Annotated in this window: 19 protein-coding genes and 1 tRNA gene; 9 read left to right on the forward strand and 11 right to left on the reverse strand. The window is 64.1% G+C overall.

Going from position 1 to position 18,779, the window contains the following annotated elements:
- The first annotated feature begins 19 nt into the window (after positions 1 to 19).
- On the forward strand, positions 20 to 376 hold the full coding sequence (locus tag HMI58_RS00915; protein ID WP_171585006.1) for a DUF4282 domain-containing protein: 357 nt from the start codon (positions 20 to 22) through the stop codon (positions 374 to 376).
- Between the two features lie 85 nt (positions 377 to 461).
- On the opposite strand, the gene HMI58_RS00920 is transcribed toward HMI58_RS00915, so the two are convergent.
- Both HMI58_RS00920 and HMI58_RS00925 read right to left on the reverse strand, forming a co-directional pair.
- Complete coding sequence (locus HMI58_RS00920; RefSeq protein ID WP_171617838.1) at positions 462 to 1,211, reverse strand: hypothetical protein; 750 nt, start codon at positions 1,209 to 1,211, stop codon at positions 462 to 464.
- 100 nt (positions 1,212 to 1,311) lie between these two features.
- Positions 1,312 to 1,584 (reverse strand): GlsB/YeaQ/YmgE family stress response membrane protein, encoded by a 273-nt coding sequence (locus HMI58_RS00925; RefSeq protein WP_171585004.1) that lies wholly within the window; start codon positions 1,582 to 1,584, stop codon positions 1,312 to 1,314.
- A 374-nt stretch (positions 1,585 to 1,958) separates the two neighbouring features.
- On the opposite strand from HMI58_RS00925, the gene HMI58_RS00930 reads away from it, so the two are divergent.
- The 6 genes from HMI58_RS00930 to HMI58_RS00955 all read left to right on the forward strand — a co-directional run bounded on the left by HMI58_RS00930 (position 1,959) and on the right by HMI58_RS00955 (position 8,208).
- Entirely contained in the window at positions 1,959 to 2,213 is a 255-nt protein-coding gene (locus HMI58_RS00930) for a DUF6458 family protein (RefSeq protein WP_171585003.1), read from the forward strand.
- Between the two features lie 155 nt (positions 2,214 to 2,368).
- The gene (locus tag HMI58_RS00935) at positions 2,369 to 3,136 is read left to right on the forward strand and encodes a DeoR/GlpR family DNA-binding transcription regulator (RefSeq protein WP_171617839.1); all 768 of its coding nucleotides are present in this window, start codon (positions 2,369 to 2,371) and stop codon (positions 3,134 to 3,136) included.
- Complete coding sequence (locus HMI58_RS00940; RefSeq protein WP_171585001.1) at positions 3,133 to 4,155, forward strand: 1-phosphofructokinase family hexose kinase; 1,023 nt, start codon at positions 3,133 to 3,135, stop codon at positions 4,153 to 4,155. The genes HMI58_RS00935 and HMI58_RS00940 overlap by 4 nt, the downstream gene beginning before the upstream one ends.
- Positions 4,143 to 6,188: a fructose-specific PTS transporter subunit EIIC gene (locus HMI58_RS00945; protein ID WP_171617840.1), complete on the forward strand. Its 2,046-nt coding sequence runs from the start codon at positions 4,143 to 4,145 to the stop codon at positions 6,186 to 6,188. The genes HMI58_RS00940 and HMI58_RS00945 overlap by 13 nt, the downstream gene beginning before the upstream one ends.
- A gap of 22 nt (positions 6,189 to 6,210) precedes the next feature.
- Positions 6,211 to 7,908: a phosphoenolpyruvate--protein phosphotransferase gene (gene ptsP, locus HMI58_RS00950; RefSeq protein WP_171617841.1), complete on the forward strand. Its 1,698-nt coding sequence runs from the start codon at positions 6,211 to 6,213 to the stop codon at positions 7,906 to 7,908.
- Between the two features lie 24 nt (positions 7,909 to 7,932).
- A complete protein-coding gene (locus HMI58_RS00955) occupies positions 7,933 to 8,208 on the forward strand; it encodes an HPr family phosphocarrier protein (protein ID WP_171617842.1) in 276 nt (91 codons plus the stop codon).
- Here the strand turns inward: HMI58_RS00955 and HMI58_RS00960 are convergent.
- The 3 genes from HMI58_RS00960 to HMI58_RS00970 are packed head-to-tail and all read right to left on the reverse strand — an operon-like array spanning position 8,205 to position 11,300.
- On the reverse strand, positions 8,205 to 9,761 hold the full coding sequence (locus HMI58_RS00960; protein WP_171584997.1) for a tripartite tricarboxylate transporter permease: 1,557 nt from the start codon (positions 9,759 to 9,761) through the stop codon (positions 8,205 to 8,207). The genes HMI58_RS00955 and HMI58_RS00960 overlap by 4 nt on opposite strands.
- Positions 9,754 to 10,299, reverse strand: coding sequence for a tripartite tricarboxylate transporter TctB family protein (locus HMI58_RS00965; protein WP_171584996.1), 546 nt, complete (start codon positions 10,297 to 10,299; stop codon positions 9,754 to 9,756). Before HMI58_RS00965 ends, HMI58_RS00960 begins: the two co-directional genes overlap by 8 nt.
- Before the next feature lie 5 nt (positions 10,300 to 10,304).
- Positions 10,305 to 11,300, reverse strand: coding sequence for a tripartite tricarboxylate transporter substrate-binding protein (locus HMI58_RS00970; protein WP_171617843.1), 996 nt, complete (start codon positions 11,298 to 11,300; stop codon positions 10,305 to 10,307).
- Between the two features lie 176 nt (positions 11,301 to 11,476).
- On the opposite strand from HMI58_RS00970, the gene HMI58_RS00975 reads away from it, so the two are divergent.
- Positions 11,477 to 13,057, forward strand: a complete 1,581-nt coding sequence (locus HMI58_RS00975; RefSeq protein ID WP_225667813.1) for a sensor histidine kinase — start codon at positions 11,477 to 11,479, stop codon at positions 13,055 to 13,057.
- The gene (locus HMI58_RS00980) at positions 13,054 to 13,773 is read left to right on the forward strand and encodes a response regulator (protein WP_171617845.1); all 720 of its coding nucleotides are present in this window, start codon (positions 13,054 to 13,056) and stop codon (positions 13,771 to 13,773) included. Before HMI58_RS00975 ends, HMI58_RS00980 begins: the two co-directional genes overlap by 4 nt.
- Positions 13,774 to 13,938: 165 nt before the next feature.
- Here the strand turns inward: HMI58_RS00980 and HMI58_RS00985 are convergent, their stop codons facing one another.
- From HMI58_RS00985 to HMI58_RS01010, 6 genes are all read right to left on the reverse strand, one after another.
- Entirely contained in the window at positions 13,939 to 14,661 is a 723-nt protein-coding gene (locus HMI58_RS00985; RefSeq protein WP_171617846.1) for a hypothetical protein, read from the reverse strand.
- Positions 14,658 to 15,392: a hypothetical protein gene (locus tag HMI58_RS00990; protein WP_171617847.1), complete on the reverse strand. Its 735-nt coding sequence runs from the start codon at positions 15,390 to 15,392 to the stop codon at positions 14,658 to 14,660. The genes HMI58_RS00985 and HMI58_RS00990 overlap by 4 nt, the downstream gene beginning before the upstream one ends.
- A 129-nt stretch (positions 15,393 to 15,521) precedes the next feature.
- A complete protein-coding gene (locus HMI58_RS00995; protein ID WP_171617848.1) occupies positions 15,522 to 15,767 on the reverse strand; it encodes a hypothetical protein in 246 nt (81 codons plus the stop codon).
- A 200-nt stretch (positions 15,768 to 15,967) separates the two neighbouring features.
- Positions 15,968 to 16,594 carry a hypothetical protein gene (locus HMI58_RS01000; protein WP_171617849.1) on the reverse strand — a complete coding sequence of 209 codons (627 nt, stop codon included), beginning with the start codon at positions 16,592 to 16,594 and terminating at the stop codon, positions 15,968 to 15,970.
- Positions 16,595 to 16,803: 209 nt separating this feature from the next.
- Positions 16,804 to 16,876: transfer RNA gene (locus tag HMI58_RS01005), tRNA-Lys, on the reverse strand.
- Between the two features lie 92 nt (positions 16,877 to 16,968).
- Positions 16,969 to 18,729 carry an ABC transporter ATP-binding protein gene (locus tag HMI58_RS01010; protein WP_171617850.1) on the reverse strand — a complete coding sequence of 587 codons (1,761 nt, stop codon included), beginning with the start codon at positions 18,727 to 18,729 and terminating at the stop codon, positions 16,969 to 16,971.
- Positions 18,730 to 18,779: the final 50 nt, after the last annotated feature.

The following is an 18,779-nucleotide window of genomic DNA, read 5'->3' on the forward strand; positions in this document are numbered from 1 at the left end:
TACAAGGAATATGGGGACCATGAAAGCTTTATTCGATTTTTCCTTCAACAGTTTTATCGCACCCAGCATCGCAAAGATCGTGTACCTGCTGGTCATGGTCATCATCGCGATCACCTACCTGCTGTTCGTCGTGGTCAGCTTCCAGCAAAGCGCGCTGTTCGGACTGCTCGTGATGCTGGTCCTCGGACCGCTCTTCGGGCTTCTCTACCTGGTGCTGGCGCGGGTGGGCCTCGAATCCTTGATCGCATCGATCCGGACCGCCGAGAACACCGGCGAACTTGTCCGCCGCGCGGGCAACGCGGGCCCGGGCAATGCCGGGCCGGGCACTATGAACATGCCGAGCTACCCGCCGACCAACCCTGACTCCTCACTGTAGGAACGTCCCGCGGTCAGCCGCACCCGATTCCGGCGGTCGCGCCCGATCAGCGAGCGCGTCCACCGGAACGACGGGCGACAAGAGGTCAGCGATCGAGGTCCTTGACCAGCTGACCCGGCGCCACGCTCGGCGCCGGACCGAAAGCCTGGGCAGTGGCGGCAACGACGGCGCGGCCCATCATGTGGTTTCCGGCACCCCCGACCACAGCGCCCACTCCGAAGGGGAGCGCTCGACCCAAAAGGGCGCCGCCCTGCTTGGCCAGCATCTTCCGGACAAACCGCTTCCTGATGCTGTTCCCAATGGTTCGCACGATCGGCGATGACACCGAGCTCCCCACCACGGTGCCCCAATGCTCGGTAGCGCCACCTCCCGAACCGCGCAGCACTGACTGGATCAGGGCATTGCCCTCCTCGCCCATCAGAACGGCCATCACGAGGGTCCGCGCCCGCTCCGGATCATCGGTCTGCACTCCGTGGAGCTCCGCGATGGATTGCGCATACAGAGCAGTGGCTTCGAGGAATCCAACGGTGGCTGCTGCCGATAGACCCAGCGACGCAATAGTGCCGATGGCAGGCACGACGGCCGTCGCACCCACCCCCGCTCCGGTGACAGTAATCACCGCGAGGTAGCTGCGCTCCAGGGCGGAGCTGATCTCCTCGGCGGTGGCATCCGGGTTCTTGGCGTACATGCGGCGAAGATTCGCCAGGACCAGCGGACGCTGCACCTCGATGGCCCGTTCAATGGTCCGCTGGATACCCGGCTTGGGCTTTCCCTGCTTGTCGTAGAGGGCATCGTTGGCCAGCTTCGACGCAGGATTAAGGTTGGGCAGTTTCATTTACTGGATCCTTCAGTTGCGCGCAGTCGATGCGCCGTACGGAAAACTGCACAAAAAACGCCGCCGGGTTGCCCCGACGGCGTTTGTTGCACGTCTGAAATTAGGCGCGTGACTTGTTGTTGCGGCCGGTGATGGCACCGTAGACAACGAGCACGATCAGCGAGCCGCCGATAGCGAGCAGCCATGATGAGAGCGAGAAGAACTCGTCAACATCAGCATTGAACAGCAGCTGGCCGATCCAGCCACCGAGGATGGCGCCGATTACACCCAGGATGAGGGTGATGATCCAGCCACCGGCCTGCTTTCCGGGAAGGATGAGCTTGGCGATTGCGCCAGCGATGAGGCCTAGAAGAAGGAATGCGAAGAAACCCATGGAGTACTCCTTATAATTGAGTCTTGTCTACGAGTGATACGTATAACAAAAGTGCTGTAATGCAGGATGTCCCCACACAAGCTTTCAACCATCCTACTTCATCAGCTTACTTAGCTTTCAATTAAAGCGATGCTGAGTTCATTAAACCCCCGTCGTTGGGTTTTTCAATAGGCCACGCCGGTATTGATTTGATAACACTTAGCCATTTTGGTAGCCGCGGCGCGCCCCCCCAAAACTTCCCAGTTAACGGCCATAAACCGGAAGCGCAGTAAGCTGTCGACTACGTCACACTGATCTACCGGGTGGATCACCGGATACGCCCGCTGGCCATTTTCGGCCGCCGTCCGCGTTATATCGAAGGAGTAGTAGACAAAATGAGAATCGGTTCTTCAATCGTCCTTATTGCACTGGGTGCAATTCTCGCTTTCGCTGTCGCGGATGGCGTTGACTTCGTCGACCTCGCCCTGGTGGGCTACATCCTGATGGGCGTAGGAGTGCTCGGCCTGATCATTTCACTGGTCATGAACGCGCCGCGCAGCCAGCGGCGGGTCTCCGAGTCCCGATCCGTTCAGGACCCACACACTGGCGAGACCGTCACCCGCAACGAGACACGAGACGGCGGCATCTAGCCCCCACGCCACACCTACTCCGCGCCACCTCCCACCAGTTGGGGGGTGGCGCTTTTTGTTTTACTGCAAACCGTTGACAACCAAACATAAACACAGATATAGTCACTAAATCAGACATTTACTGTGATGGTAGTCACCACCGCAAGGAGGCCGCAGTGTTCGCCGAAGAACGCCACAGCAGGATCGCCACCCTCGTGGTCGACGAGGGACGGGTCAGTGTCACCGAACTCTCGGAACGCTTCAATATCACCAAGGAAACTGTCAGACGGGACCTCGCCCTCCTTGAGGATGCGGGAGTACTGCGCCGCGTCCACGGCGGGGCGGTGAGCGGTGGGAACAACAGCACCAGCGAGCTGAGCCTGAACAGCCGGGAAAGCCAGCACCAACCAGAAAAAGCGAGGATCGCCAAGGCCGCCCTCGCGATGATCCCGGACGCCGGGTCAATCGTGCTCGACGCCGGCACCACCACCGGGCACCTCGCCGAGCTGCTGGCCCACGAGACCCGTGATGACCTGGTGGTCATCACGCACGCCGTACCCATCGCGTACGCGATCGCAGCCTCGTCCCTGCACCTGGAACTCGTCGGTGGACGCGTCCGCGGACTGACCAGCGCCGCCGTCGGAAGCCACACGATCGACCGGTTCAACGGTTACCGCCCCGACATCGCCTTCATCGGAGCCAACGGTGTTCACTCCACCTTCGGGCTCAGCACACCAGACCCGGATGAGGCGTCAGTCAAGACGGCGATCGTCCGGTCCGCCCGCCGCGTCATTGCCGTAGTGGATGCGTCGAAGCTGGAACAGGAAACGCTGGTCGGCTTCGCGTCGCTGACCGACATTGACACGCTGGTCACCGACCAGGAGCCGCCGCCCGCCTTAGCTGCAGCACTGGCCGACTCCGACGTTGAGGTGGTGGTCGCATGATCATCACCCTGACGGTCAATCCAAGCCTCGACCGGACAGTCGAGCTGTCCCAGATCCTCACCCGCGGCGAGGTGCAGCGCGCTACCGCTGCCCACCAGGAATCCGGAGGGAAGGGCGTCAATGTGTGCCGCGCCTTGACGGTCTCCGGCGTAGCCTCGACCGCAGTGCTTCCGGGCGACCCCGATGACCCGGTGCTCGCCGGACTCCGGACGGCGGGTGTGCCCTTCCGCAGCCTTCCGATCGGAACCCCCCTGCGCAGCAACATCACCCTGACCGAGCCCGACGGAACCACAACAAAGGTCAACGAACCCGGGCCGCACCTCACGCCCACCCAGCTCGACGACCTTCTGGAAATGGTGGTGACCGAGAGTGCGGGGGCCTCCTGGCTAGTGCTTGCCGGGTCCCTCCCACCAGGGGTTCCGAGTACTTTCTACGCCACAGTGATCGACACCGTGCGCACCCGTTACGGCGACCGCTCCCCGCTGATCGCCGTCGACTCCTCAGGTGCACCGCTCACCGATAGCCTGGCCACCGGGATCACCCCGGATCTGCTGAAACCCAACGCCGAGGAGCTCGCCGAGCTGAGCGGCGTTGCCGACGGCGAAGCGCTTGAGGCAGATCCCGCCCTGGCAGCTGCCGCTGCCACAGCGCTGGTCGGTACCGGCGTCGGCGCTGTCCTCGCCACCCTCGGAGCCCGAGGAGCACTCCTGGTCACCGGCACTGAATCGTGGCAGGCGGCGCACCCGCCGGTCGCCGCCCGGTCCACCGTTGGCGCCGGCGATTCAGCCCTCGCCGGGTACCTGCTGGCGCACACCGCCGGCCAGTCCCCCGAGGACTGTCTGAAACAGGCGGTCGCCCACGGATCCGCGGCTGCCGCGCTGCCCGGCTCGACGGTTCCAGCACTGCACCAGACCACACCGGGTGCCGTCGTTACCCAACGCCTTCCACACACCACCACTTCTACCCACACCCCGCTCGATGCACCACTTCCAAAGGAGGAAGATCAATGGCACAGCTGATTACAACCGAGCTCGTCACACTGGATCAGGACCTGGGCTCTGACCGTTCGCAGGTGATCCGCCGGCTCGCCGACCAGGTTGCCGCCACTGGCCGGGCGACCGGCGCGGACGGCCTCTACGCGGACGCCCTTGCCCGGGAGGAGAAGACCGCCACCGGCATTCCGGGCGGCATCGCCATCCCGCACTGCCGGTCCACCTCGGTCACCGAGCCAACGCTCGCGATGGCCCGGTTGAACCCCGCAGTGGATTTCGGAGCCAAGGACGGTCCCGCGGACCTGATCTTCTTCATTGCGGCACCGGACGGCGCGGACCAGGAGCACCTGAAGCTGCTCTCGAAACTGGCCCGCTCCCTCATCAAGAAGGACTTCACAGCAGCGCTGCGTTCGGCGGCCACTGAACAGGACGTAGTGGACCTCGTCCAGGGAGCTTTGGACGCCGGTCCACGGCAAAGCAGCCAGGCGGCTCCTACCCCGTCCGGTGCGGGTGAACCCGCCGCCGCGGGAAACGGGCACACTGCCCCGAAGCCCCGCCGGATCGTCGCTGTCACCGCTTGCCCCACCGGCATCGCGCACACCTACATGGCAGCCGATTCCCTGGTTGCCGCTGCCAAGGAACGCGGGGTGGACCTCCAGGTCGAAACCCAGGGCTCCTCGGGCGCTACTCCCCTACCGGCAGACGTGATCGCCGCGGCCGACGCCGTGATTTTCGCCGTCGACGTCGACGTCCGTGACCGGCACCGTTTCGCCGGGAAGCCCGTCATCACGTCCCCCGTCAAACGGGGCATCGACGAGCCAGGCATGATGGTCGACGAGGCACTGGCTGCCGCGGACAACCCGAACGCACGGCGCGTCCAGGGGACCACCGACTCGCAGTCGCAGCAGACCGACGAGGGCGGCGAAGGCATCGGACGCCAGCTCAAGCGCGCACTGCTCACCGGTGTCAGCTACATGATTCCGTTTGTTGCGGGCGGCGGTCTCCTGATCGCCCTGGGCTTCCTGCTCGCCGGCTACGAAATCGCCCTGTCGAACGCCGACGGCGTCGGCAACGCCGATGCAATGCTGACCCAGTACACACTGCTCAATCTGCCGCCGGAGGGCCTCCTCGTCTTCCTCGGTGCGGTCTTCTTCAAAATCGGAGGCCTGTCGATGGGCTTCCTCATACCCGCACTCGCCGGTTACATCGCGTACGCGCTGGCTGACCGGCCGGGCATCGCCCCGGGCTTCGTCGCCGGTGCCGTTGCAGGGTTCATGGGAGCCGGGTTCCTCGGCGGTATCGTCGGCGGCCTGCTGGCAGGTTACTTCGCCATGATGATCGGCCGGATCAACGTGCCACGCTGGCTCCGCAGCCTGATGCCCGTCGTCATCATCCCCCTGCTGGCGTCCATTGCAGCCTCAGGTCTGATGATCCTCGTCCTCGGCGGGCCAATCGCCTCCCTGACCACCGCCCTAAATGACTGGCTCTCAGGCATGACCGGCGCGGCCGCAGTCCTCTTGGGAGCGATCCTCGGCCTGATGATGGCCATCGACCTCGGTGGACCGATCAACAAGGTCGCCTACTCCTTCGCCGTCGCCGGACTGGGCGCCGGGGCTGTGGCCAACCAGGCACCGTGGCAGATCATGGCGGCTGTCATGGCCGCAGGAATGGTCCCACCGCTCGCCATGGCACTGGCCACCGTGCTGGACCGCCGTCGCTTCTCGGTGGCCGAGCGGGAGAATGGGAAGGCTGCCTGGCTACTGGGTGCAGCGTTCATTTCCGAAGGCGCGATTCCCTTTGCAGCGGCAGACCCACTCCGCGTGATCCCCGCCAGCATGCTCGGGTCGGCGGTCACCGGAGCAATCGTGATGGGTACAGGAGTCACCTCACAGGCACCCCACGGCGGTATCTTCGTCTTCTTTGCCATCGGGAATGTCGCTATGTTTGTGGTGGCAATCATTGTGGGCATGATCATCTCGGCGCTCACGGTGGTAGCTCTGAAACGCTTCGCCACGCGGAAGACCGAAGACACTACTGTCGCCGAGACGGTCGCCGCCTAACCGAACCCGGGAGGGTCTTTCAATGACGAAACTTACCGGAGTCGGGGTTAGCCCCGGCCGCGTGATCGGGCCTGTCCTGCAGATGCCGGGCAGTGCCCGGGAGCCGCTGCAGGGCGAAACCTGGGGGTCGGACACCACTGCCGAAGCCGAGACGGTTCGTCTGAAGGCTGCGTCCAAAGCGGTTCAGGCCGAGTTGAAGCGCCGCGCCGACGCCGCATCGAAAGACGCAAGCGCTGTGCTCGAGGCAACCGCCATGATGGCGGCTGACCCCATGTTGCTGAAGTCGGCCACCAAGCTCATCATCGCGGGCACCACAGCGGAGCGGGCAGTCTGGGAGGCCGGTTCGGCCGTCGCCGAAATGCTGCTCAGTCTCGGCGGGTATATGGCTGAACGCACCCAGGACGTCCACGACGTCCGGGCCCGGCTGGTGGCCGAGCTCCGTGGCCTTCCGGCCCCCGGCATCCCCACGTCAGACGTTCCGTTCATTCTCGCCGCAGAGGATCTCGCCCCGGCAGATACCGCAACGCTCGACGCGACGAAGGTGCTGGGGCTGATCACCAGCAGTGGTGGCCCGCAGTCGCACACGGCCATCCTCGCCCGTGCGCTGGGGCTGCCGGCGGTTGTCGCTGCCCCGGGTGTTGAGGCCATCGAGGCCGGGACCGAGGTTTATGTGGACGGCGCGGCGGGCAGCATCATCACCGGGCCCGGCGACGAGGAGCGTGCCCTCGCAGCCAAATGGGTGGAGCAGTCGGCTGCCCTGGGTACGTTCAACGGCACCGGTGCGACAGCAGATGGGCACCTTGTGCCGCTGCTGGCGAACGTGGGTTCCGGCAAGGATGCCCGTGCGGCGGCCGCGGCCGGCGCCGAAGGTGTCGGCCTGCTTCGTACCGAGTTCTGCTTCCTGGACCGGGAGACCGAACCTGGTCCCGATGAGCAGGCAGCAGCCTACCGCGAGGTTTTCGACGCGTTTCCCGGCAGCAAGGTGGTGGTCAGGACGCTTGACGCCGGCGCTGACAAGCCGCTGCCCTTCCTCACCGACGCAACGGAACCCAATCCCGCGCTCGGCGTCCGGGGCTACCGGACCGGATCGGTCAGCCCCGGTGTGCTCACACGCCAACTGAAAGCGATCGCCCGGGCAGCTGCCGAGTCAGAGGCCGAAGTGTGGGTGATGGCACCGATGATCTCGACGGCGGCCGAGGCCCAGGCGTTCGGGGAGATGTGCCTCGCTGAAGGGTTGAACCGCCCCGGGGTCATGGTCGAGGTGCCGTCAGCCGCGCTGACCAGTGAAGCCATCCTGCAACACGTCGGGTTTGCCTCGCTGGGAACCAATGACCTCACCCAGTACACCATGGCGGCCGACCGCCAGCTGGGTCAGCTCGCCGTGCTGAACGATTCCTGGCAGCCGGCCGTCCTGCAGCTGGTTAAACACACAGTTGCGGGCGCCGAGGCGGCCGCCGCCAGTACCACCACCGAGAAACCGGTGGGCGTGTGCGGTGAGGCGGCAGCGGATCCGGCCCTCGCCGTCGTCCTGGTCGGATTGGGGGTTCAGACCCTCTCCATGTCAGCGAGGGCACTGCCCACCGTCGCAGCGGTGCTGGCCTCCGTGACCCGCCATGAAGCCCAGGAGCTTGCTGCCCTGGCCCTCGCCGCCACCACCGCCGAACAGGGACGCAGTATGGTCCGTGAACGGCTCCCAATTCTGGAAACCCTGGGCCAGTAAGTGCCCCAACCAAGGAGGAACTCTATGTCAGAACGCAAAGCCACAGTCGCAAGCCGGGTGGGCCTGCATGCTCGCCCCGCAGCCATCTTCGCCGAGGCGGCAGGTGAATTCCCCCTGGAGGTCACCATTTCCCTGGACGGCGAACCGGCCGAGGACGCGATGGATGCATCGAGCATCCTGTCCCTGATGGGCCTCGGGGCCTCCCACGGCGACGTCGTCGTGCTTCGTGCCGACGGCGACGGCGCCGAGGAGGCCCTCGAATCCCTGGCAAAGATCCTGGAAACCGACCACGACGCCTAGGCGCGGGTCTGGTCTCCCCCGCCGGCACTCATTGACGTGCTGTCGAGGGAGGCCTCCATTGCCTTCTGACGCTTCTTCATCCAGAACGAGAGTACGAAGATCAACGCAAGGGTTGCGTAGATCACCGCGGCGATCGGTGACGTGATCAGTGCCGTGGGGTCTCCCTGCGAGATGGCCATGGACCGGCGGAGCTGATCCTCGAAGATGGGACCGAGGATCAGCCCCACCACCATTGGTGCAATCGGATACCCATACCGGCGCATGAAGAACCCGAGAAGACCGATGATCAGCAGTATCCACACATCCACCGGTGTGAAGTTGATCGAGAACGCGCCGAGGGCTGCGAAGACCAGGATGCCCGCATACAGGTAGGGGCGCGGGATCTGAAGGATCTTCACCCACAATCCCACCAGCGGCAGGTTCAGGACCAACAACATCAGGTTGCCGACGTACAGGCTGGCAATCAGCGCCCAGACCAGGGCCCCTTCCACCTCGAACAGCAGCGGACCGGGCTGGATCTGGTACCGCTGGAAGGCGACCAGCATGATCGCCGCCGTCGCGGTGGTGGGGATACCCAGTGTCAGCAAGGGCACCAGCACGCCTGCAGCGGCGGCGTTGTTGGCCGATTCCGGACCTGCAACACCCTCGATGGCTCCCTTGCCAAACTGCGCCTTGTTCTCACCTTTGGCGAGCTTGCGTTCAGTCGCGTAGGAGACGAAGGTGGCAACGTCAGCACCGCCAGCTGGAATGGTGCCGATCGGGAATCCGATAAACGTGCCGCGCAGCCAAGGCTTCCAGGACCGGCGCCAGTCTTCGCGCTTCATCCACTTGCGCCAGTTGCCGCTCACCGGGATGACCGCCACTGATCCGTGACGCATCCGCGACGCGATGTACAGCGCCTCGCCCATTGCAAACAGGGCCACAGCCACCAGCACGACGTCGATGCCGTCCGCGAGGAACGGGCTTCCGAACGTGTAGCGCTGCTGCGCTGTCAGTGCATCAACACCCACGAACGCGAGAAACAGCCCGATGCAGAGGGACGCCAGTCCCCGCAGCACGGACGCGCCCAGAAGCGCCCCGACGGTGAGGAAGGCGACAACCATCAGCGCCACATACTCGACCGGGCCGATCTGCACGGCGAATTCGGCGAGCATCGGGGCGAGGAAGGTCAGCAGGACCGTGGCGATGGTGCCAGCGACGAACGAACCGAGAGCCGCCGTGGCCAGAGCCGCCGCTCCGCGGCCCGCCTTGGCCATCTTGTTACCCTCGAGGGCCGTGACCACCGACGCCGATTCACCGGGTGTGTTCAGCAGGATGGACGTGGTAGAACCGCCGTACATGCCGCCGTAATAGATGCCGGCGAACACAATGATCGCCGCCGTCGGGTCGAGGCTGTAGGTGATGGGCATCAGCAGCGCGATGGCCATGGCCGGGCCGATGCCCGGCAGCACACCTACGGCTGTTCCGACCAGCACTCCGCCCAGTGCGAACAAGAGGTACATCGGCTGCATGGCAACCGAGAAACCCTCCATGAGGGCCATGAAGTTATCCATTGAAGATCTCAACCCCTTCCAGGAGGAATCCGGCGGGGAGGGAAACGCCCAACAGGCCGGCAAACACAAACTGCAGCACCAGGGCCATCACGATGGCGATGACCGCGTTCTTCCACCAGGACAGGGCGCCGAGCGTCCAGCTGGCACCGAAAAAGAGCACGGCGGCAGCAACGGGCCAGCCCGCGGGGACGATGAGCAGGATGTGCAGCGCCACGAACCCGACCAGTTTGGCGACGGTCAGCCAGTCGGTCTTCACGTTGAGGTCAACATCCTCGCCCTCTTCGGGAGCGCCGCGGTGGCCCCGCAGCAACTGGACGATGATCGCGGCCCCGAGGACCACGAGCAGACCGGACACAATGAACGGGAACTCCCGCGGGCCAATCCCAGTTGCTGACGGCGGCGTCCGGATATCGGCGCCGGCCACGAAACCGAGAATGCCGAGACTCAGGATCCCCGCGGCGAAGATAATTTCTCCGATGGGCCGGCCAGCGGCGGTCCGTGCGCCGCTGGCCTGTGCCTCTGGTGGGTGGGTACTCATGGCTGCTACAGCAGACCGATGTCTGTCAGGGTCGTCTTGACCGTTGCGATGTCCTCGTCGAGGAAGGTGGCGAAATCCTCGCCGGTGAGGAAGGCATCCGCCCAGTTGTTCTCGGTGAGGGTTTCCTGCCACGATTCCGTCTCGTGCAGTTCAGTGATCAGTTCGGTCAGGGCTGCAGCCTGCTCCTCGTCGATGGAGCCCGGGGCGACGACGCCGCGCCAGTTGGTCAGGACCACATCGATGCCCTGGTCGGTCAGGGTTTCCACCTCAGGCACCTGGCCTGCTGGTTCCTCGCCGGATACTGCGAGGGCACGCACCGTGCCTGCCTTGACCTGCTCGGCGTACTCGCCGACACCGGAGATGCCCGCCGATACCTGGTTACCCAGGAGGGCAGCCAGCGATTCGCCGCCGCCAGAGTACGGGATGTAGTTCAGCTTGTCGGGAGCTACGCCTTCGGCCTCAAGGATCATGCCTGCAAGAATGTGGTCGGCGCCGCCGGCGGAGCCGCCGGTGATTGAGACTGCCTGGCCGTTCTCTTCGATGTCGGTGACGAGGTCCTCGATGGTCTGGTACGGCGAGTCGGCGGGTACGACCACGATCAGTGGCTCGTCGGTGAGCCGCGCGATCGGCGTGGTGTCCTCGATCCGGGTTTCGGCAGCGTTGGTCTCCACCGCACCGACCATCACATAGCCCATCACCATCAGCGTGTTGGGGTCCTGCTCGGTCGCCAGACGGGTCAGGCCATTAGTGCCGCCAGCGCCGCCAACGTTTTCCACTGAAGCGCTGCCAACGAGCTCGTTCTCTTCCAGGTCGTTCTGGATGGCGCGGCCGGTCTGGTCCCAACCGCCGCCCGGGTCTGCCGGTACAACGATGTTCAGGCGGTCGATCCCGCCCTCTGCGGTCTCCGAGCCACTGTCGCCGCAGGCGGAGAGGGCCAGCGCCGAGACTGCTGCGACAGCCACCAAAGCTGAATGGCGCTTCATTGGGCGATTAAGCTTCATGATGAGATTTCCTTTCTTTGGCGTGATGCAGATCACCATGCCGTCCGGTTCATCGTAGGGACCATCCACTGGGCGGGGAAGAATACGGACATAACGCACGTATTGGTCATTACGGTCACGGCAAGAACAGGGTCAGGGAACCCCTTACATGCCAAGATAGGTTCATGATCAGGTCAATGTCGCTTAGGTCACAGCTCTTTCTTTTGCAGCTGTCCATCGTGCTGATCATTGTCCTGATTGCCGGGTCCGTCGCGATCCGGATGCAGGAGCAGCAGATTCGCGACGCCTACGAGACGAGAATGGTGGGGGTCGCCCAGTCGGTGGCCCAGCTGCCCACCATTGTGGAGGCGTTCGACGACGCCCGTCCCAGTGACACCATCCAACCGATCGCCGATCTCATTGCCCAGTCGACCAATGTCACCTATGTGGTGGTGACCGACGACGCGGGAATCCGCTATTCCCATCCGAACCCGGAGATGATCGGCTCAATGGTTTCCACCGATCCGTCGGTGCCACTGTCGGGGGACACCTTTGTGGGAACCCAGACCGGCACGCTTGGGGAATCCTGGCGGGTCAAGGTCCCCATTTTCGACGACGACGGTTCGGTGATCGGTACCGCATCAGTGGGGATCCTCGAATCCCGGCTCAGCCAGGATCTCCAGGAAGACCTCCCGCAGCTCCTGGTGTGGCTGATTGCCGCCGCCCTCCTGGGATCTGCAGGGGCTATCTACGTATCCAGACTGGTGTGGCGCCGCATCTACAAGCTGGAGCCGGAGGAAATCGCCACCCTGCTGGAGACCAGGGACGCCATGCTGCACGGAATCGGTGAGGGTGTGGTGGCCGTCGACGAGCGCGGGAACGTGGCGCTGCTCAACGACGAAGCCCGCCGTCTCCTTGGACTGGACGACGCAGCGGTCGGACGTCCCGTCGACGACGTCCTCGAACCCGCCCTCGCGGGAATGCTCGACTCCGACGGGGCAATGGAAACGACAGTGCTGGTGGGCGAGCGGGTGCTGCTCGCGCAGGCGAACCGGGCTGTGGTGGACGGGCGACGGGTAGGTAGCGTGCTTATCCTCCGCGACCGCACCGAACTCCACCAGTTGTTGCAGGATCTGGACGGGGCGCGCGATGTCACCCAGGCGCTGCGCGTGCAGGCCCACGAATTCTCCAACAAGATGCACGTCATTTCCGGCCTGCTCGAGCTTGGTCGGACCGAGCAGGCGGTCGACTTCATCACCCGTTCCGGTCACGGCGGTTCGGTGGTTTCGGGTGATCTCTGCCCGGGAATCACCGACCCCGATGCCGCCAGCCTCCTGATGGCGAAGAGTACGATCGGTGAGGAAAAGAACATTCAGGTGATCATTGACGGCAGTTCGACGCTCCACCCGGACGGAACCACCGACCAGGTGACCATCCTGGGGAACCTGATCGATAACGCGATGGAGGCGGTCGGCTCGAATGGGACCATCCACATCTCCACCACCTCTGACGACTCGGGGTGCGTGATTACAGTGTCCGACGACGGCCCCGGCGTGCCCGACGGGGTGCGGGACAGCATCTTCGAAAGCGGTGTCACGACCAAGGCAGATGGCCCCTCTGCCGCGCGCGGGTTCGGGCTGTCCCTCCTCCAGCGGGTGGCACAACGCCGCAATGGTGAGATTGGGGTGGGCACGTCCCCTCTCGGCGGCGCTCAATTCCGGGTCAGGCTCGCACCTGTACCCACGTCCGTTGCGGTAGGCGGTGTGGAACAGCAGTGACGCAATTGATCCGCACGGCCGTCATCGACGACGACCGCGAAGTCGCAGGAGTGCACACCGGATTCCTGATGGCACACGGAGGCTTCGAAGTGGTGGGAGTCGCCTACACCGGTGCCGACGGACTTGAGCTCATCTCCAGCCGCCGGCCAGAACTGGTGCTGCTCGACATTCATCTGCCTGATCTGTCGGGAATCGAGGTCCTTCGTGCTGCCCGCAACCTGACGGGCGAGCCGGTGGACATCATCGCCATCACTGCGGCCCGTGAACTGGAAACAGTCCGCGCAGCGATGGCCGGCGGGGTGTTGCATTACCTGGTCAAACCGTTCAATTCCAGGGTCCTCCTTGAGCGCCTTGATCAGTACGTCGCCCATCGTCGGAGCATTCTTGAGCACAGCGCCGGAAACTCGCCGGCACTGGATCAGGCGGTGATTGACCGACTCCTGGGACCGGCGCGGGAACAGCGCTCCAACGCGGGGACGAAGGTCCAGGCCGCCCTGCCAAAGGGCTTATCAGTGCCTACCCTGGAGGCAGTGATCGGAGACCTTCGCGCTAACCCGGAGGGATCCTCCGCGTCGGAGGTGGCGCTACGGCTCGGCTTGGCAAGGGTCAGTGCCCGGCGGTATCTGGAGTATCTGGTGACCAGGGAGCAGGCCAAGATCACGCCCAAGTATGGTGCAGCTGGCCGGCCGGAGAAGCGCTACGCCTGGACCGGCTGAGAAACAAGAACGGGTAGGTGCGTCCACCCGTTCTAATGGACGCCCCACCCCGCACTGTAGCTCCGCTGTCCCCCATGGCAAGCAGAGTTACGCATTCATTATTTTGGCACACGATGATGAAAGTGTGAATAGGTTTGACGCCACCAATCACAAAAACGTCACATTTCACGCAAGTCTATTGCCCGGTGGTGTCAGCTCGGTTCGCCGCCGGGAGGCCCAGATGACTGTCAGGCCGCTCACTACCAGCAGTATTGACCCAAAGGGGAGGACTATCTCCCAGATTCCGAGGTGTGCTCCCGCCAGCAAGCGGGTCACCGCAAATACCACCACGGCCCCGAAGCCCACGGCAAGCAGGGCCGAGGCGCTTCGGTACGCCAACCGACCGGCCGGATCCATCAGGCCCTTCACCGCGGGCAAGACCAGGCATGCCGCAACGTACCCCGGATAGAGCCGCCCCGCTTCCGCGTAGAGGCGGACGGTGTCCTGGTCCCGGAATGCTTGCAGCCCAGTCGAGCTTTCTGGAAGATCGCTGAGCACAAAGAGCACCACGGTGACCGCCACCACCACGCCCAGTACCGTCAGACCCAGTGGGCCGACGATCAGCCAACGGGTCCTGGGCGACCTGAAGGCCCCAGCAATCCTGATTCCGAGCAGGACAAAGATCGCGAAGAGGGAGAGCCGGATGATGAGGTTCGCGAGGTTCATCCCGCCCAGAAGTCCGTCGACGGGAAGGTAGATCTGGGGCAGACTGAGCCCCACCGCAACCACCAGGAGCACCATTGCCGCGAAAACCGACCGTCCGCGCCCCCGGATCGCATCGGGAAGACGTAGCAGGGCAAAGATGATGCATGACGCCAGCACGATCCACTGGATTAGGTGCTCAGTCATCCGAGGTTCTCCCAAAGGTCCTGGTCCCGGCTATGTGCTAGCTCGAGCTTCTTTAATGCCTTGCCCAGCCCGTCCAGCCTGTCCCTGGCCAACAGCACAAGGTCGGCATCCGACTTCCTACCCAACGCCCGGTGTCTGCCCTCCGCCGGCCAGCCACCTTCCGACGGGGTGATCAGATTTGTGACCACGAGGCCACTGGCGAGGGACACTCCCGCCAACCGCGCCGCCTCCAACGCGAGTTCGGGGGTGAGGCGGCCAGCGGTGAGCTGGGCGGAGAGGTTTTGGGGTGCTATGCCGGTCTTCCCCGCCAGCGCCTGCCGTAGGTCCCCCGTGTCGATTGCGTCGATCCAGCCCCGCACCGACGTCTGGTGCGGGAACGACGCCAGATCCAGCTGAACGGGGTGCCCCGCGGCCTCCTCGTCCCTGCTGCGGGCTACGACCAGCCGAAGAATGTCGATGTGCGACACCTGGCTGATCAGCTCGGCATCAGTTGGTTCCCGCATCCCGCCGGGGAGGTCACGGTATCCTTCAAAATTGCCGAGGGCCTCCACGGGGTGCAGTCCGTAGGCGCGGGCGATGCTCACAATTGTGGCGACCGCAACCTTTCCCCGCACCAGCTGCTGGCCCAGGGTGGAGCGTTTGATTCCGGCTTTCCGGCACAGATCGGAGACTGTGTCATTGGGTGCGATCTGGGAGCGCCACAGCTGAAACGACTTGGCTGTGACGGCCATTACCACCCCTTAACTGGACTTATAACGTTCGGTTTGAAGTATACTTAAATCGCTGGCTCCCCATTCTGCGATTCCCCCATACGCAGAACGCGGAGCCAGTTTCAATTTAAGTCTCCAGAAGGTCAGCTGTTACCAGCGGGCCTTCTTTTCGGTCTTGCCCTGCTTGCCGCTGCGGTGCACGGGCTGGTGGTTGGGGCCGGTGCTGCGGGCTCCGTCAAGTTTCCCGAAGTCGGGGTTTTTCTTGGCGAGGGCGAGCTTCGCCCTCGGATCGTCCTGGAGCTTCTTGGCGGCGGAGTCGGATAGGTGCGCCGAAATCTGTTCCTTGGACTGCGGGTTGCCCTGGGTGTTGTCCTGTTTCTTGGCTGGTTCGGTCATGATGATCCTTAAATTCGGTTGCCGAACGTGAGCTCGGCAAGCAATGGGTGAATAAGAAGCTCCGCTCGGAGGCATGCCTCAACGAGCGATGTTTTCGATAGGAAGGGTGGTCCTGACGGACTACTCGAAAATTATTGTTCTCATGCGACTAAACGTACACGACACCCCGTGGGTCGGCCAGAGCCCGGCGCCCGGAGGTTCTAGTCCAGCATCCTGGCACCGTGGGCCGACCGGGTGGGACCGACACCGTCCCGGCTCACGCCGGCGGAGACTTCCGCAGCGGCTAACGCATCCTCCAGTCCGGTCAAGGCAGTCGAGTATTCAGCCGATCCGGCGTCCCCAGCATCGAAACGTTCGCGAAGCAGCGCTGCTGTGCGCATCGAGCGGATCAGCCGGGAAGTGTCTGTGCGTGAGAGGTCGGTCATGGCGGGGAAGTCGATCGCTGCGGCCGGGTCGAGCTCGTAGCTCACCCATTGCTGGAGAACCCGTTCGTGCCTACCCTTGAGCGTCTCCCGCTCGCGGCGAAGCGCCTCGCCGGCAAGCTTGATCTTGCGTTCGTGCTCCCCGCGCCAGAGCCATCCCGCTGCCACGCCGACGCAGACGAGGGCTCCAGCGGTAACCAGACCCCCGCTGCCCGGGATGGTGGCGGCTGCCCCAATAATGGCAAAGATAACGGCTGACAATCCGGAAAATCCGTACCAGAACAGGGAGTCGACGTCGTTGTCCCGTTTCAGGCAGGCGGCGAGCGCCAGGGCGGTCAGAATCGTCAGAATTCCCACCACAGCAACAGCTATCGACGCTTGAAGCACGAAACTGGCAGGATCCATGAGTCTTCCTCTCGGCGGGGCCAACAGGTAAGCGGACCGGGTGGGCCGTGAACGTTGAGCCCTGGTGGAGTTGCCTACGTCTATTGCAGACGGTTCTACGGCCGGAGTCAATCCCCTGCCCTTCATTGGCGGGCAGATCCCGTTAACGAACCAAAGTCCCCGCCGATCCAGAGAACGGCGGGGACTTTGGTTCGGGTATCCCACAAATGTGGGCCCTGAGGGGCTCGAACCCTCGACCCACGGATTAAAAGTCCGATGCTCTACCATCTGAGCTAAAGGCCCGCATCACCACCGGCCACCGAAGTGGTCGAAATGACCTGCCTACATTATCGCATCCTGCGCCGGAGTGCAGAACGGGGCGCGTAGCCCCGACCTCAGCCGACTGCCGGCTCGACAATCCTCAACGCCTCGACCAGCCGCCGGTAGAGGTCGTCACTGGCCAGCAGTTCGCTGTGGGTGCCGCTTGCTCTGATCTTGCCGTCCTCCATCACCAGGATCGTGTCGGCGTCGATCACCGTGGAGAGCCGGTGAGCGATGGTCAGGACTGCCCCCTTGCTGGCGCGGTCGCGGATGCAGTCGTGAATGGCCGCCTCAGTGAGACCATCCACCTGGGCGGTCGCTTCGTCAAGCATGAGGACCGCAGGGGTCCGCAGGATAGCCCTCGCGAGCGGGATCCGTTGCCGCTGCCCACCTGAGACAGCGGTGCTGGACAGTTCAGTGTCCAGTCCACCCGCCAGCGAAACTACTTTTTCATCCAGCTTCACAGCCCGGAGGGCATCCCAAACCTCCTGGTCGGTGGCGTCCGGGTGGGTGAACAGCAGGTTATCCCGGATGGTGCCGGGAACGATTGGTGTCTCCTGCTCAACGTATGCCAACCGCGAGCGGATCTCGGAGTGCGTGTAGCTCGAATACGGCCTCCCATCAAGGAGAATCTCTCCGTCGTGCGGTTCGATGAATCGCAACAGCAGGGAGAACAGGGTGGTTTTGCCCGCACCCGATGGTCCGACGACGGCGGTGTGGCCAACCCGCGGGATACTGACGGTGACGCCATCAACCGCCGGTTCGGCGTCGGGACCGTAAGCCGCCCGCACGTCGCGGAATTCGAGGACCGCGTCAGTCCCGCGGTCGCCGACCGGGTCCTGGGCGGCGTCGGTCAGATCCTTCTCGACCTCCATCTGCTGCACCTGGGAGATCCGGGACGCGGCGGCGATTCCCGACTGCACCGCGGTGATGTTCTGCGTGAGCTCGGTAATCGGGCCCATGATTCCGAACGCGTAGAGCAAGAACGCAATGAGACTGGATACCTCAAGCACCCCTTGGTCCACCCGCCAGGCGCCCACCCCCAGGATCACGATGATCGCCAGCTGGATCCCACCCCCAGCGATGGTCCAGGCGACAGCCTGCGTGCGGACGGCGCGGACGCTGTGCCGCGCTGACTCCCTGGCCTGGACGACGATGCGTTCGCTCTGCCTGTCTTCGGCACGGCTCGCTTTGACAGTGCGAACTGCCCGGAGCGCACCCTCCAGCACGCCGCCCAGGTTTCCCACTGACTCCTGGGCCTGCTCCTCGGCCTTGGCGATGCGGGGCATCAACATTGCGAAGAGCACCCCGACAATGACGATCGCGGTCAGGGTGGTCGTCAGCAAAACCAGGTCCAGCACACCCATCAGGATCAGGGTTCCGAAGAGCGCAACAGTTCCGTTGACCAGGCTGACCGCGCTGGAAGAGGCGGCCTCCCGGAGCAGCACCGTGTCCGAGGTGACCCTGGTGACCAGTTCCCCCGTCGGACGCCCGGTCAGTTCTGCAACCTTGGCCTGGAAGAACCGGCGCACCATCGATTCGCGCGCGTCCAGCACAACCCGTTCGGCGAGGGTCCCCAGCAGGATCCACTGCCATAGTCCGACCACCGAGCCAACCACCAGGAGCGCCAGCAAGACCCCGATCGGCTCGGCCAGCGACGTAGACGTACCCACCGAGTCCAGGACCCATTTGGTCACCATCGGAGTGGCCAGGGCGGTCGCGGTGGTCACCAGCCCCAGGATCAGGCCGAGCGCCAGCACGCGTCGATGTGGACGGATGAAAGACCACAGAATCCTGAGCCGTGGATACCGACCGGGTGTGGCAGGAGTACTCATACCCTCATTGTCCTCGACCCTGCAGCCTTCCGATACAGCCCGACGAGATC

Source organism: Arthrobacter sp. 147(2020) (assembly GCF_013116715.1).
GTDB lineage: Bacteria > Actinomycetota > Actinomycetes > Actinomycetales > Micrococcaceae > Arthrobacter_D.

What these genes read in the sequence shown, in the direction of transcription:
- HMI58_RS00985 (WP_171617846.1), bottom strand. Translation starts at nt 14,661, where the DNA reads ATGACTGAGCACCTAATCCAGTGGATCGTGCTGGCGTCATGCATCATC.
- HMI58_RS00995 (WP_171617848.1), bottom strand. Translation starts at nt 15,767, where the DNA reads ATGACCGAACCAGCCAAGAAACAGGACAACACCCAGGGCAACCCGCAG.
- HMI58_RS00930 (WP_171585003.1), top strand. Translation starts at nt 1,959, where the DNA reads ATGAGAATCGGTTCTTCAATCGTCCTTATTGCACTGGGTGCAATTCTC.
- HMI58_RS00990 (WP_171617847.1), bottom strand. Translation starts at nt 15,392, where the DNA reads ATGGCCGTCACAGCCAAGTCGTTTCAGCTGTGGCGCTCCCAGATCGCA.
- HMI58_RS00920 (WP_171617838.1), bottom strand. Translation starts at nt 1,211, where the DNA reads ATGAAACTGCCCAACCTTAATCCTGCGTCGAAGCTGGCCAACGATGCC.
- HMI58_RS00975 (WP_225667813.1), top strand. Translation starts at nt 11,477, where the DNA reads ATGTCGCTTAGGTCACAGCTCTTTCTTTTGCAGCTGTCCATCGTGCTG.
- HMI58_RS00925 (WP_171585004.1), bottom strand. Translation starts at nt 1,584, where the DNA reads ATGGGTTTCTTCGCATTCCTTCTTCTAGGCCTCATCGCTGGCGCAATC.
- HMI58_RS00965 (WP_171584996.1), bottom strand. Translation starts at nt 10,299, where the DNA reads ATGAGTACCCACCCACCAGAGGCACAGGCCAGCGGCGCACGGACCGCC.
- HMI58_RS00955 (WP_171617842.1), top strand. Translation starts at nt 7,933, where the DNA reads ATGTCAGAACGCAAAGCCACAGTCGCAAGCCGGGTGGGCCTGCATGCT.
- ptsP (WP_171617841.1), top strand. Translation starts at nt 6,211, where the DNA reads ATGACGAAACTTACCGGAGTCGGGGTTAGCCCCGGCCGCGTGATCGGG.
- HMI58_RS00945 (WP_171617840.1), top strand. Translation starts at nt 4,143, where the DNA reads ATGGCACAGCTGATTACAACCGAGCTCGTCACACTGGATCAGGACCTG.
- HMI58_RS01000 (WP_171617849.1), bottom strand. Translation starts at nt 16,594, where the DNA reads ATGGATCCTGCCAGTTTCGTGCTTCAAGCGTCGATAGCTGTTGCTGTG.
- HMI58_RS01010 (WP_171617850.1), bottom strand. Translation starts at nt 18,729, where the DNA reads ATGAGTACTCCTGCCACACCCGGTCGGTATCCACGGCTCAGGATTCTG.
- HMI58_RS00915 (WP_171585006.1), top strand. Translation starts at nt 20, where the DNA reads ATGAAAGCTTTATTCGATTTTTCCTTCAACAGTTTTATCGCACCCAGC.
- HMI58_RS00970 (WP_171617843.1), bottom strand. Translation starts at nt 11,300, where the DNA reads ATGAAGCTTAATCGCCCAATGAAGCGCCATTCAGCTTTGGTGGCTGTC.
- HMI58_RS00940 (WP_171585001.1), top strand. Translation starts at nt 3,133, where the DNA reads ATGATCATCACCCTGACGGTCAATCCAAGCCTCGACCGGACAGTCGAG.
- HMI58_RS00960 (WP_171584997.1), bottom strand. Translation starts at nt 9,761, where the DNA reads ATGGATAACTTCATGGCCCTCATGGAGGGTTTCTCGGTTGCCATGCAG.